Source organism: Maritimibacter alexandrii (genome assembly GCF_005871115.1).
GTDB classification, from domain to species: Bacteria; Pseudomonadota; Alphaproteobacteria; order Rhodobacterales; family Rhodobacteraceae; genus Maritimibacter; species Maritimibacter alkaliphilus.
In genome coordinates this window covers 1,438,445-1,450,527 of record NZ_SWKQ01000009.1, presented here as the reverse complement: position 1 = coordinate 1,450,527, position 12,083 = coordinate 1,438,445, and the positions used below count along the sequence as shown (strand labels likewise).

General features: G+C 62.9%; 11 protein-coding genes. 3 read left to right on the top strand and 8 right to left on the bottom strand.

Features of this window, described 5'->3' with window-relative positions:
- Positions 1 to 25: 25 nt before the first annotated feature.
- From FCT00_RS07790 to FCT00_RS07760, 7 genes are all read right to left on the bottom strand, one after another.
- Positions 26 to 1,045 carry a DGQHR domain-containing protein gene (locus FCT00_RS07790; RefSeq protein ID WP_138422495.1) on the bottom strand — a complete coding sequence of 340 codons (1,020 nt, stop codon included), beginning with the start codon at positions 1,043 to 1,045 and terminating at the stop codon, positions 26 to 28.
- 172 nt (positions 1,046 to 1,217) lie between these two features.
- Positions 1,218 to 1,634, bottom strand: a complete 417-nt coding sequence (gene arfB, locus FCT00_RS07785; RefSeq protein WP_138422494.1) for an alternative ribosome rescue aminoacyl-tRNA hydrolase ArfB — start codon at positions 1,632 to 1,634, stop codon at positions 1,218 to 1,220.
- Positions 1,635 to 1,925: 291 nt separating this feature from the next.
- Positions 1,926 to 2,567, bottom strand: a complete 642-nt coding sequence (locus FCT00_RS07780; protein WP_138422493.1) for a queuosine precursor transporter — start codon at positions 2,565 to 2,567, stop codon at positions 1,926 to 1,928.
- A gap of 64 nt (positions 2,568 to 2,631) precedes the next feature.
- Complete coding sequence (locus FCT00_RS07775) at positions 2,632 to 3,588, bottom strand: esterase-like activity of phytase family protein (protein ID WP_138422492.1); 957 nt, start codon at positions 3,586 to 3,588, stop codon at positions 2,632 to 2,634.
- On the bottom strand, positions 3,561 to 4,514 hold the full coding sequence (mepA, locus tag FCT00_RS07770; protein WP_008331840.1) for a penicillin-insensitive murein endopeptidase: 954 nt from the start codon (positions 4,512 to 4,514) through the stop codon (positions 3,561 to 3,563). The genes FCT00_RS07775 and mepA overlap by 28 nt, the downstream gene beginning before the upstream one ends.
- Complete coding sequence (locus FCT00_RS07765; protein WP_138422491.1) at positions 4,511 to 5,884, bottom strand: MFS transporter; 1,374 nt, start codon at positions 5,882 to 5,884, stop codon at positions 4,511 to 4,513. Before FCT00_RS07765 ends, mepA begins: the two co-directional genes overlap by 4 nt.
- Positions 5,885 to 5,963: 79 nt before the next feature.
- The gene (locus tag FCT00_RS07760; protein WP_008331843.1) at positions 5,964 to 6,497 is read right to left on the bottom strand and encodes an acyl-CoA thioesterase; all 534 of its coding nucleotides are present in this window, start codon (positions 6,495 to 6,497) and stop codon (positions 5,964 to 5,966) included.
- A 125-nt stretch (positions 6,498 to 6,622) separates the two neighbouring features.
- Between FCT00_RS07760 and FCT00_RS07755 the strand changes: the two genes are divergently transcribed.
- From FCT00_RS07755 to yaaA, 3 genes are read left to right on the top strand one after another with little or no spacing between them, the layout of a single operon-like run.
- Positions 6,623 to 6,910, top strand: a complete 288-nt coding sequence (locus FCT00_RS07755; RefSeq protein WP_040884796.1) for a YggT family protein — start codon at positions 6,623 to 6,625, stop codon at positions 6,908 to 6,910.
- A 36-nt stretch (positions 6,911 to 6,946) separates the two neighbouring features.
- The gene (recQ, locus tag FCT00_RS07750) at positions 6,947 to 8,992 is read left to right on the top strand and encodes a DNA helicase RecQ (protein ID WP_138422490.1); all 2,046 of its coding nucleotides are present in this window, start codon (positions 6,947 to 6,949) and stop codon (positions 8,990 to 8,992) included.
- A complete protein-coding gene (gene yaaA / locus FCT00_RS07745; protein ID WP_138422489.1) occupies positions 8,992 to 9,768 on the top strand; it encodes a peroxide stress protein YaaA in 777 nt (258 codons plus the stop codon). Before recQ ends, yaaA begins: the two co-directional genes overlap by 1 nt.
- Here the strand turns inward: yaaA and FCT00_RS07740 are convergent.
- Positions 9,753 to 12,005 carry an ATP-binding protein gene (locus tag FCT00_RS07740; RefSeq protein ID WP_138422488.1) on the bottom strand — a complete coding sequence of 751 codons (2,253 nt, stop codon included), beginning with the start codon at positions 12,003 to 12,005 and terminating at the stop codon, positions 9,753 to 9,755. The two genes, yaaA and FCT00_RS07740, sit on opposite strands and share 16 nt — an antisense overlap.
- Positions 12,006 to 12,083: the final 78 nt, after the last annotated feature.

The window sequence follows — 12,083 nt, the reverse complement described above, 5'->3', positions numbered from 1 at the left end:
TTCGCGCCAGATTTGACATCAAACATTAAACCTTAAACCGTTGCTTGCCGGTCTTTCCGACAAATGCCTCCTGAAGTCGTTCCCGTATGTAGGTGACAGCATCTGAGCCACCCCGCCCTTTGACCTCAGACTGAAATATCAAGTTGCTGGACGACAGCTCCAATGCCTCCGACATTGTTTCCTTTTCAAATGAGTCGGTAACTCGGCAGTAGTCTATCATCTTTGTCCGAAAAAACTCGACCGCTCCAATGAAACCAGATGCATACAGAAATGCGTTATTCCTGTCGCTCCAGTACTTCCCATACTTATCGGCCAATGCCGAAAAGTAGTTTGAAAAAATCTGTTTTTGCAACTCAAGCTCTATAGCACCAATTTGGTCCAATATGGCCTTTTCCTCAACCAGCGGCTTAATCGCTGAAACAGCCGTGGAAAGCGCTACGCCTCCTCGTTGACGTTTTGCGTTCGGAAGCTTAATCCAACCTTCGTATGGCTGGTCCGGCCCGCTTATGAAAGACACGATGTCACCTGCCCTAAGGGCACCCGGGTCAACGAGATCTGTTCCCGCGACACCGTACAGGTCGAAAACAAGGCTTTTTGGTGCGGGTCTTTGCTCGGTGTTAATTGAGATAAAGATTCGTGCGCTCTTCGGTGTGTCTAAATTTTCGTAGATGGCAACGGGGACAACGATGCGGCCTACTTTGTTGTCTTCCTCAATTGCAGCCTGCAACCCAGCGACTCGATGCTGGCCGTCAATAATTTGGGCTGATCGATCGCCTTCACCGACGGACACCTTCCCGTTCTGTTTTCTCAAAGGGCCCTTAACCCAGTTTAAGACAATACTTGCTGGGAAATCACCGCCTTTAAGTGCGAAGTCTCTAATACCTGAAATTCGGGAGTTGTTCAGGATCCTCTGCACCGCACCTTCTTCTTCATCTTGCCGACGGACGGCAGCATATGCGATTTTGACCAGATGTTCAGCTGGAATTGCGGTCAATATGAATTCATCATCGCCCTGTTTAACTGGAATATAGGGATAATCTGCCACGTGGACGTTCCTTCTACTTCAATCAAACTGCTTCGCTTCAACGGTCAATGCGAAATCTAGAAACAGTTAGTATCTGGGTGGTGCAGCCGTTAGATCACAGAAGCCTATGAGTTTGTTTGTGAAACAAAAAGCGTTGGACAGGCAACCTATTTCTAAGGCGATTACGGCCCCCTCACTCCTCCACCTTCCCCCGGAGCGCTTTCACCTCCCCCCGCTTCTTCTTCGCGTCCACGCGTTTGCGCTTCTGGTTGGCGGACACCTTCGTCGGCACGCGTGCCTTTGGCGCCACCAGCGCCTTTCGCACCAGGTCCGCCAGCCGCTCCTCGGCCAGCTCTCTGTTCCGCGCCTGTGACCGGGTGTCCTGCACGAAGACGATCAGCGCGCCGTCGGTCGTCCAGCGCCGCCCGGCCAGCCGCTTGAGCCGCCGTTTCACCGGGTCCGGCAGGTGCGGCGAGCGTTCGGCCTCGAACCGCAGTTCGACCGCCGTTGACACCTTGTTCACGTTCTGCCCGCCGGGGCCCGAGGCGCGCACGAAGGACTCGGTGAGTTCCCAGTCCTGAATGGTGATCTGGTCGTTTACGCGGATCATCACTGACTCATACTGAATTCATATGGGTTTCATATGGAAATATCCGGGCGTTTTTTGACCCCCGAACGCGAAAAGGGCCACCGCTGGGGTGGCCCTTCGAGAAGTCTGGAGGTGGGGCCGGTTAGACACTGTCAGCCTAGCCCGCTACCAACCGAGGGCTGCCCCGGTTGGGCGCTTCTACTTTGTCCCGGCACCTCTCTCCGTGAATTCTCTAGACATGGACACCTCCTTTCCTCGAGTTGAATAACGATAAGAAAAGGGTGCCACATATCTGGTATGGGTCAACATTTTTTACGCAGGATTTGGTGAAAGTTTCGCGACAAGCACACGAAACGGCACAAGTGCCACCAAAGCGAGCGAAAGTTTGACAAGCCAGTCGGCAAAGGCGAGGCTGACCCAGAGCGGGACCACGCCGCCGACGCCCAGAAATGGGACGGCTTCGGTCGCCCAAGACGTCTCCAAGGTCGCGTTTTCACTGAAGAAAACGCCGATGGAGGCGGAAAAGGCGATGGAGAAGAACAGCACCGTATCGACCGCCGACCCGATGAGGGTTGAGGCCAAGGGCGCGCGCCACCAGCGGCCGCCGCGCAGGCGGTCGAAGATGGCGACGTCCAGAAGCTGCGCGGTCAGGAACGCGATGCCGGAGCCGACGGCCACGCGCAAAGATACGGCGGCGAATTCATAGCCGTCGCCCTGCAACATGATCTGGCTGCCGATCAGCGAGCAGACGACGCCGACAAGGAAGCCCGTAAAGACGACGCGGCGCGCGGCCTGCACGCCGTAGACGCGGTTCATCACATCGGTCACGAGGAACGCGATGGGATAGGTGAACGCGCCCCAGGTCAGCCAGTTGCCGAGCAGGAATTGGACGAGGATGTTCGAGGCCACCACGACGGCGGCCATGGCAAGAATGCCGGGAAGAATGCGGGTCATGTGTTTGATCCGTTTTGACATGGTGGTCGGAGACATGGCCCTGCTCATGCAGGACGGGCGGGGCCTACAGGTTCTCGTCGTCCGGATCAAGCGTTTCGTCGGATTGGTTGTCCTCGGGCGGCGGCAGGTCGCCCGGCACGATGTACTCGACGATCTCGTTCTTCTGAAAAAAGCGGTGGTTGTCGTCGGAGATCATGGTGATGCGCATGTCGCCCAGCGCGTCCTGCCAGACCGCGATGCCTTCGAGGTTGTCGTGCGTGCGCGGCTGGGTTTCGAGCAGGGTGATCTCACCGTCGAGCGTATCCTCGCCCAGATCGAAGCGGCGCACGCGGGAGGCGAAGCCAAGCTGTGACGACGACAGGCGGCGTTCGAGCAGGTAGAAGCGCCCGTCCGGGCCGATGTCGGCACCGACGGGCAGGAAATCGCCCCGGCGCGGGATGGTGAAGGGGATCGTCCATTCGCCGTCACGATACCGGAACACGTCGAAGGGCCGGGGCAGTTCGCCCGAGCGTTCGGGCAGGGTATAAAGCGCGCCGTCGGCATCGATCGCCAATGCCTCGAGCGAGGAATTGTTCTGGAGATCCTTGAAGCCTTCGGCGCGCGGCAGGTGGACCGCGCGGTCGACGGCGGCGTCGTTGTATTCGTTGATCCTGTGCTCGGCCTCGAACGACACGAACACGCGGCCATCGGGGGCGACCGCCAGACCTTCGCTGTCGTCCCAATAGCGCGGAAGCGGGTCGCCGTCGGTGTGGGTCAGCGTCAGGATCGGCCCCGTCTCGGTCCCGATCAACCAGCCGTTCGCGTTGCGCAACAGCCGCCCCGAAACGATCAGGCCGCGATCCGATACGGTGACGAAGCCGACCCCGTCGGGATCGACCTCGAACCCCGACCAGCCGCCGAAGGACTCGTCCGCAATCGACCAGAGCGTGCTGGAGGCGAATTGGGCGGGCTGCGGCGATTGGGCGATGGCGGAGGGCGCCAGCGCGAAGGCGGTTATTGCGACTGCAAGACGGCGGCGCATTGCTGAGGCAGATCCGCGAGGCGGATTTCACGGCGCGGCTGCGGGGCCGGCGCATTCGGGTCCGGTGGCGGCGGGTTGAGGATGTTGGCGACCCACTGACGCGCGTCGTCACACCCGTCACCCGGTGGCGGCGGATCTTGGTTCGTGCAGCCGGACATGCCGGCAGGGCAGTTCAGGCGCACGTGGAAATGATAGTGGTGACCGTACCAGGGCCGGATCTTGCGCAGGTAGGACCGGTCGCCGGTCTCGTCGTTGCACATCTGAACCTTGGCGCCGGGAAACACGAAGATGCGCGCGACGCGCGGGTCGGAGGCGGCGGCCTTCAGCACCTGATGATGCTGCGGCGTCCAGTTCTCGTTCACATAGGCACCGTTGGCGCGACGGGTCGAGATCGACGACAGGTTCTCGCGCTCGGTCGGGGTCAGGTCGAGCCGCGTGGGCGGCAGCATCCAGATGTCGGCGTCCAGCCCGATCTGGTGGCTGGCGTGTCCCGTCAACATCGGCCCGCCACGGGGCTGGCTCATATCCCCCACATAAAGCCCGGCCCAGCCCGGCTGACGCGCGGCCTTGGCGGACAGATCCTTGACGTAGTCGATCAGCTGCGGATGACCCCAGTTCCGGTTGCGGCTAAGGCGCATCGCCTGCCACGTCGGCCCGGTTTCGGGCAGTTGCGCCCCACCGGCAAGGCACCCTTTGGAGTAGAACCCCCACGCCGCCGGTGTCTGCGCCGACGGCCCGGATTTATGGCCGAACAGTTGCTTCGCCGGTTCGTTCGCGGTCGAGATGATTTCGCGCGCGGCGGTCAGGTCGTATTCGCTTGCGGGCGGGGCCTTGCCGCTTACCGGACGGTTGTCCGACGAACAGGCCAGAAGCGCGCCCGTCAGCGCGACGGTCGCGACAAGCGCACGGGGAATGCGGCGGATCATGGGGTGGTGAACTCCTCTCCATCCGGTCGCACCCAGACTAACAGAACGAGTCCCAGAAGAAAGAGCAGGATGAGAGGGGATACGCCAAGTCTCGCCGACCCGGTGATGGTCGTGGCGAGCCCGATCAGGGCGGGCGCGATGAAGGCGGTCGCGCGGCCCGACAGACCGTAGAGGCCGAAGTATTCGGTGGGCGAAGCCGGGTCGGCATGGCGCACCATGAGCGAGCGGGACGCGGCCTGAAGCGTGCCGCCCATGCCGCCGATCACGATGCCCGCGCCGAACATGATGATGTCCGGCAGCTTGGAGCTTTCGGCGAGCGCGATGCCGAAAACCGACTGCCGGTCCATGAACACGATGGTCACGATGACGAGGCTCAGGCCGAGGATCGCGCCGACGATCACCGGCTTGGGTCCGATGGAGCTGTCGACCTTGCCGCCGAGCCACGAGAACAGGGCGGCGGAGATCGCCGAGATGATGCCGAAGATCCCGATGGACGTGACCTGCCAGTCGAGGACGAGCGTCGCGTAAACGCCGCCGAAACCGTAAAGCCCGTTCAGCGCGTCGCGATAGAACATCGACGAAAGCAGGAAGTTCAAGAGCGACCGGCGATCCTTGAGCGCGCGCAGCGAACGGCCCAGCCCGCCGAGGGCTTTGGATATGGAATGCTTGCGGCGCGGCAGGTCGTCTTCGCGCACCCACAGGAAGTAAGGCACCATGAAGACGATGAACCAGATCGCGACGAACGGCCCGACGAACCGCGTGCCCTCACGCGTCGAACCGTCGAGGAGGCCGAACGCGGGCTCCAGACCGATCAGGGTCTTGCCGTTGTCACCCTCGGCGAAGATCGCGAGCATGATGATGAGCGCGACGATCCCGCCGACATAGCCGAAAGCGAAGCCGGAACCCGAGGTTTTGCCGACCTCGCTATCCTCGACCAATCCGGGCAACTGGCCGTTGACGAAGATCAACGCGAATTCAGCGCCGATGAAACCGATGCCGAACGCGAACAGCATCAGCCACATATTCCCGCCCGCAGGATCGGTATACCAAAGCGACCAGGCACCGACGACGTAGAGCAGCGTGAACAGGTAAATCCACGGGCGGCGGCGGCCCGACGTGTCCGCAAGCGCCCCAAGGATCGGCCCGCCGAACCCGATGATGAGACCCGTGATCGTCAGGCACATCGACCAAACGGTCTGGGCCCGCGCATCCGCGGCCTGTTCGGCCATCCCGGACGACAGAAAGAACGCCGTCGCGACCGTGGCGAAGAAGGGCCCGTAGATGAATGTGAGCAGAACGGTGTGATACGGCTGGCTCGCCCAGTCGAACCAGTACCAGCCCCATATGCGCTTCCTGTCCCCGGTGGCCATCTGCCCCTCCCACCTCATTATGGTTAACTGTATGGCCGGAGTTATACCTTAGAAGCAAGCACCTTACGTTGGGGAAGGATTAGAATTCCGGCGGCCATGGCCGGTGGGTATCAGCCTCGATCCAGCCCGAAACCCAGTCTGGCAAGGGCGGCGACTTGAGATCGGGATAGCCCATGGCCGCGAGCACACGGTCCGTCGTCACGATCCCGTTTCGGTCGGTCGTGGCGGTCCGCACGAGGATATGGTTGGCGCAGGTCTCGCCCTTCCACATCGACTGCTCGATATAGGAAAACTTGTCGTCCCAGCCGATCAGCCGGGTCCGCAGTTCGATCCGGTCGAACATCTTGACCCGGCGGCGGTACATGACGCTCGCCCCCGCGACCGCGCCGCCCCATTTCTGCTTCGCGGTGGTCTGCGCGATGCCCGTGCGGATACCGAACGGAACGCGGCCCAGATCGAACAGGGTCAGCGTGCGCCCGTTGTTCAACTCCATGAACATATCCAGATCCCACGGCCAACAGATGTGGTGGCTGACGTGAACCCCGTCGATGGGTAGCCGCGACTGGCCGAACGATTTGACGATTTCCTTGGCGAGACGGACGAAGGGATACATGGGGCGCTCCTTTGTCCCCGCGTGCTGCGCCTGCGAAAAGCGCGCGTCAACCGTTCCCGCGCGTCACACTTGCGCTCGCGCCCCCGTGCCCCTAGGTCAGTGCACGGACAAAGAACGGACCGCCCATGCTTTCGATAATGCAAATCCTCCTGGCCATCCTGAACGTGATCTGGTTCATCGTGATCGTTCACATCATCATGTCGTGGCTGATCAACTTTCAGGTTCTCAACCTCGGGCAGCGGTTCGTGGCGCAGGTCTGGTATGGGCTGAACCGGCTCGTCGATCCGGTCTATTCGCGCATTCGCCGCTTCATGCCGGACATGGGCGGGCTCGATCTGTCGCCGGTCATCGTGCTGCTCGCGCTCTTCGCGATCCGCACGGTCATTCAGAACAACATGTACCACTTCTACTAGGTTGCGAGGGGCACGGGTTGTGGCTAAACCCGGCCCATGCCCCGCGACCTCGACCTTCTGAAATCCGTCTTCGGCTTCGACGCCTTCCGACCGGGTCAGGATGAGATCGTGTCGGCGGTGACGGCGGGCGAAGATACGCTGGCCATCATGCCGACGGGCGGCGGCAAATCCCTCTGCTACCAGCTTCCCGCTTTGTTGCGCGACGGCGTAACGGTCGTCATTTCCCCCCTTATCGCCTTGATGCGCGATCAGGTCCGCGCCCTGCGGGCCGTAGGGGTCGAAGCGGGCGCGCTGACCTCCGGCAACACCGAGGAAGAGACGGACGAGGTGTTCCGTGCGATATCCGAGGGCCGGTTGAAGCTTCTTTACATGGCGCCCGAACGGCTTGCCTCCGGCGGGACCGTCAACCTGCTCAAACGTGCGGGCGTGACGCTGATCGCCGTGGACGAGGCGCATTGCGTCAGCCAATGGGGCCACGACTTCCGCCCCGACTATCTTCGGATCGGTGATCTCAAATCCGCGCTTGGCGTGCCGCTTGCCGCCTTCACCGCCACGGCGGACGAAGAAACGCGGGCCGAGATCGTCACCAAGCTGTTCGCGGGCAAGGCGCCGCGCAGCTTTTTGCGCGGTTTCGACCGCCCGAACATCCATCTGGCCTTCGCGGTCAAGGATGGTCCGCGCGGTCAGATCCTCGACTTCGCCGCGCCGCGCAAGGGGCTGTCGGGCATCGTCTACACCGCCACCCGCGCCAAGACCGAAACGCTGGCCGAGGCGCTTCGGGGCGCGGGGCACGAGGCTGTCGCCTATCATGCCGGGCTCGACCCCGAGCGGCGGCGCGACGTCGAGCGGCGGTTCCAGACCGAGGACGGGCTGATCGTGGTCGCAACGGTCGCCTTCGGCATGGGGATCGACAAGCCGGACATTCGCTGGGTGGCGCACGCCGATCTGCCGAAATCCATCGAGTCCTATTATCAGGAGATCGGTCGCGCGGGCCGTGACGGGGCGGCCGCCGAGACGCTCACGCTCTACGGTCCCGACGACATCCGCCTGCGCCGAACCCAGATCGACGAGGGACTCGCACCGCCCGAACGGCGCGCCGCCGATCACGCGCGGCTGAACGCGCTCCTTGGTCTGGCCGAGGCGCATGGCTGCCGCCGTCAACGGCTGCTTGGCTATTTCGGGGAAGAGGCCGAGGGGTGCGGCCATTGCGATAACTGCGACAAGCCGCCCGAGACGTTCGACGCCACGGTGCCGGTGATGAAGGCGCTGTCGGCGGCCCTGCGCACCGGCGAAAGCTTCGGCGCGGGGCACCTGATCGACATTCTGACGGGCAACGAGACGGACAAGGTCAAACAGCGGGGCCATCAGGACCTGCCGACCTTCGCGGTGGGTCGCGACATGAACCGCGGCCAGTGGCAGGCGCTTTTCCGGCAGATGATGGGGCTGGATTTCGTGCGCCCCGATCCCGAACGCCACGGCGCGCTGCGCGTGACCGAGGCGGCGCATCCCGTGCTGAAGGGTGAGGCTTCGGTGACCTTGCGCCGCGATACGGTGTCGAAGTCCAAGGCCCGGCCCGCCGTCAAGGCGCTGGTGTCGGACGAGGATGCGCCGCTGCTCTCTGCGCTCAAGGCCAAGCGCCGCGCATTGGCCGAGGCGCAGCGGGTGCCGGCCTATGTCGTCTTCACCGACCGGACGCTCATCGAAATGGCCGAGACCCGGCCCCAGACAATCGACGAGATGGCCAAAATTTCCGGCGTCGGCGCGAAGAAGCTGGAGCGGTATGGCGACGATTTCCTGTCGGTCATCGCGGGCGAGGCGGAAGCGATGCATCCCTCGCGCCGCAAGCTTGCAGGGTCGGAAAGCGGTGTGCTTTACGACCGTCTGGCCGAAGCCGCACGTGACCTTTATCGCGGGATCGACGGCTATGCGAAACCCCTGTCGCTGACCCCCGGCCAGATCAAGCAGATCGCCGAGCGCCGTCCTTCATCCGAAGACGATCTCGCCCGTATCAAGGGTATGGACACCGCCCGGATCGACCGGTTCGGGTCGGCTTTCCTGTCGCTCATTCACGAGAGGTTCTGATGCTTATCACCGTGTCCCCCGCCAAACGCCTTGATGAGACCGAGGCCGTCGCCACCGGAGGCACCACGCCGTTTTTCGCGGACGAAACCGCGACGCTTGCGAAAACGGCCGTGCTGAAACAGCCCCGAAAGCTCGAGGCGCTGATGGATATCTCGCAGGCATTGGGCAAGCTGAACGCCGAGCGGTTCAAGCGGTTCGGGTCGAGTGAGGGCGAAAAACAGGCGATCGAGATGTTCGCGGGCGACACCTATACCGGGTTCGATGCGGCCTCGCTCGACGTCGACGCGATGGACTATGCGCAGGATCATCTGCGCATCCTGTCCGGGCTTTACGGCCTGTTGCGACCGCGCGACGTGATCGCGCCGCACCGGCTGGAGATGGGCACGCGGCTCAAGTCCCGGCGGGGCAAGTCGCTCTACGATTTCTGGGGCGACCGGATCGCCAAGCGGCTGGTGGCAGAGGCCAAGCACATTGGCACCGACACGCTCGTCAACTGTGCCTCGGTCGAATATTTCACCGCTGCCGACAGGCCCGCCCTGAAACTGCGCGTGGTGACACCCACGTTCTATGAGACCAAGAATGGCGAGCCGCGCATCGTCAGCTTCTTCGCCAAACAGGCGCGCGGCGCGATGGCGCGGTTCATCTGCGAGAACCGGATCACCGATCCGGCGGCGTTGGCGGACTTCAACCTCGGCGGCTATGAGCATCGCCCGGACATGAGCGCACCGGACCGCCCGGTCTTCGTGCGCGGCGAGGTCGATCAGGACGCCGCCTGAGTCTGATCCTTGTCGGGCAGCGCAGGCAGCGCATCCGCCGGGCAATTCGCGGCGATTTCGGCCAGAATGGCGTCTTTCGGAAAGGGCTTGGTCAGGTGTGCGTCCAGCCCGTGCCCCATGATATCGTCGCCATCCCCGGTCATCGCATGGGCCGTGAGCGCGACGATCCGGGTCCGGGTCAGGCCGCGCTCGGTTTCGATCTCGCGGATTTTCCGCGTCGCCTCCTTGCCATCGAGGCCGGGCATGGAAATGTCCATGAAGATCAGGTCGGGCTGGCCGTTTTCGAACTCGTCCACCGCTTCGAACCCGTTCGCGGCGAAGATCAAGTCGATGTCGCAGGCCTTGACCAGTTTGGAAAAGACGAAACGGTTGGTTTTGTTGTCTTCGGCGACCAACACCCGCATCTTGCGGGGCGCGGACGGAACATCGGGCGTCAAAGGCAGATGGGCCTTTGGGTCCGACAGGCCGAACAGGTTGCCCTCGGGAAAATCCGCTTCGTCCTCGGCGGTGTCGCCCGTGAACAGGTTTTCCTCGACCACCGACCGGATCGACCGGAAGCCCGGCAATTTCGGCTCCGGCAGGGCCGCGAGTTGCGCCATGAGCGCGGGCCGGGAATGGGGTTTGTGCAAGATCCGCTCCTCGTTGCAGGCGTGATCGCCGGCGAGCGGATCGGCCACGGTGATGATCGGGGCCGGGGCGTTCGCGCACATTTCGGCCATATCGGCCCGGATCAGTTTCTGATCCACGAAGATCACGTCCATTCCGGGTGACAGCCCCTGCCCCGCCTCGACATTGTCGGCCTCGGCGACCTCCATCCCGAGGGCGATCAGCCGCTTGGCCAAGATCGAGCGGTTCAGGTCGTCGGGCATGACAAGCAGGGCGCGGTCCAGCCAGTCGGGCGCATCGGGCAGGCTCGCCTCGGCCACGACGGGCAGGGACAGGGCGAAACCGAAACACGACCCGATGCCTTCTTCGCTTTCCACCCAGACCTCGCCATGCATAAGCGAGACGAGTTGCCGCGTGATGGCGAGACCCAGCCCCGTGCCCTCGAAACTGCGGTTTCGTTCGTCCTCGACCTGATTGAACTCACCGAACACATGATCCTGCATTTCCTGCGGAATACCGATGCCGGTGTCCTCGACCGTGACGTGCACGCGCTGGCGAGCGTCGCCACCGTCCGGCATCCCGATCACACGGACAAGGATATGCCCCTTGGCCGTGAACTTGACGGCGTTGCCGATCAGGTTGGTAAGGATCTGGCGCACCCGCACCGGATCGCCCTCGTATCGGGTCGGCAGGAACATATCGACGTCCAGCATGATTTTCAGCCCCTTTTCGCGGATCGAGGGCATGACCAGCGCGATCACGTCGAGGATTGTCTGCTCCAGATCGAAAGGCTCGAGATGCAGCTCCAGCTTCGCCGCCTCGATCTTCGAATAATCCAGCACGTCGTTGATGATGGTCAGCAGCGCCCGGCCAGACGAGCGGATCGTATCGACGTAGCTCGCCATCTCCTCGTCCAGATCGTGTTCTGCCATCAGGTCGGCCATTCCCACGACCCCGTTCATCGGCGTGCGGATTTCATGGCTCATGTTGGCGAGGAAAGCGGACTTGGCGCGACTCGCGGCTTCGGCCCGTGCGCGGGCGGCGCGAAGCGCGTCCTGCCGCCGGATCGCTTGCGTCACGTCCATCGCCATCGAAACCGTGTCGCCGCCCGGTGCGCGCCGGTCGACCAGCCGCAGGTAGGCGCCGTTCCACAGCCTGATCTGGCGCGGCTCCGGCGCATCCGTCGCCCAGCGTTCCAGCATCCAGTCGCGCCATTCGGGCACCGTCCGCTCACCGATGTCGACGATGCCTTCGGACAGCGCGGCCTCGACGATTTCCTCGTAATGCGCGCCGGGGCGGATGCATTCCAGCCCGTCGAAAGGCGCGTAATAGGCGGGGTTCGCAATCACCAGACGGCTTTCGGCGTCGAACACCGCGAACCCGTCCTCGACCGTTTCGATGGAGGACCAGAGCCGCCGTTTGGCGATGTCGACTTCGACCGTCTTGCGTTCCAGATCCTCGCGCACCTCGACCACCTCTTCGCGTGTTTCCACCAGATCTTCGGACAATGTGCGCGCATGGCGCGACAGCATCCTGTTCGCCTCGTTCAGTTCGGCCTCTTTCTGAGCGAGCAGCCGTTCCGCCGCCATCCGCGCGCGCCGTTCGCCGGTCAACAGATCATCATTCGTCATCGCGCTCTCCCATCGTCGCCAGTGCCGCGACCATCGCCCAACAAGGTGAACGCCGGCTTAACGGGCAAAGGGCCAAAG

What these genes read in the sequence shown, in the direction of transcription:
- mepA (WP_008331840.1), bottom strand. Translation starts at nt 4,514, where the DNA reads ATGATCCGCCGCATTCCCCGTGCGCTTGTCGCGACCGTCGCGCTGACG.
- arfB (WP_138422494.1), bottom strand. Translation starts at nt 1,634, where the DNA reads ATGATCCGCGTAAACGACCAGATCACCATTCAGGACTGGGAACTCACC.
- recQ (WP_138422490.1), top strand. Translation starts at nt 6,947, where the DNA reads ATGCCCCGCGACCTCGACCTTCTGAAATCCGTCTTCGGCTTCGACGCC.
- FCT00_RS07740 (WP_138422488.1), bottom strand. Translation starts at nt 12,005, where the DNA reads ATGACGAATGATGATCTGTTGACCGGCGAACGGCGCGCGCGGATGGCG.
- FCT00_RS07760 (WP_008331843.1), bottom strand. Translation starts at nt 6,497, where the DNA reads ATGTATCCCTTCGTCCGTCTCGCCAAGGAAATCGTCAAATCGTTCGGC.
- FCT00_RS07775 (WP_138422492.1), bottom strand. Translation starts at nt 3,588, where the DNA reads ATGCGCCGCCGTCTTGCAGTCGCAATAACCGCCTTCGCGCTGGCGCCC.
- FCT00_RS07780 (WP_138422493.1), bottom strand. Translation starts at nt 2,567, where the DNA reads ATGACCCGCATTCTTCCCGGCATTCTTGCCATGGCCGCCGTCGTGGTG.
- FCT00_RS07755 (WP_040884796.1), top strand. Translation starts at nt 6,623, where the DNA reads ATGCTTTCGATAATGCAAATCCTCCTGGCCATCCTGAACGTGATCTGG.
- yaaA (WP_138422489.1), top strand. Translation starts at nt 8,992, where the DNA reads ATGCTTATCACCGTGTCCCCCGCCAAACGCCTTGATGAGACCGAGGCC.
- FCT00_RS07765 (WP_138422491.1), bottom strand. Translation starts at nt 5,884, where the DNA reads ATGGCCACCGGGGACAGGAAGCGCATATGGGGCTGGTACTGGTTCGAC.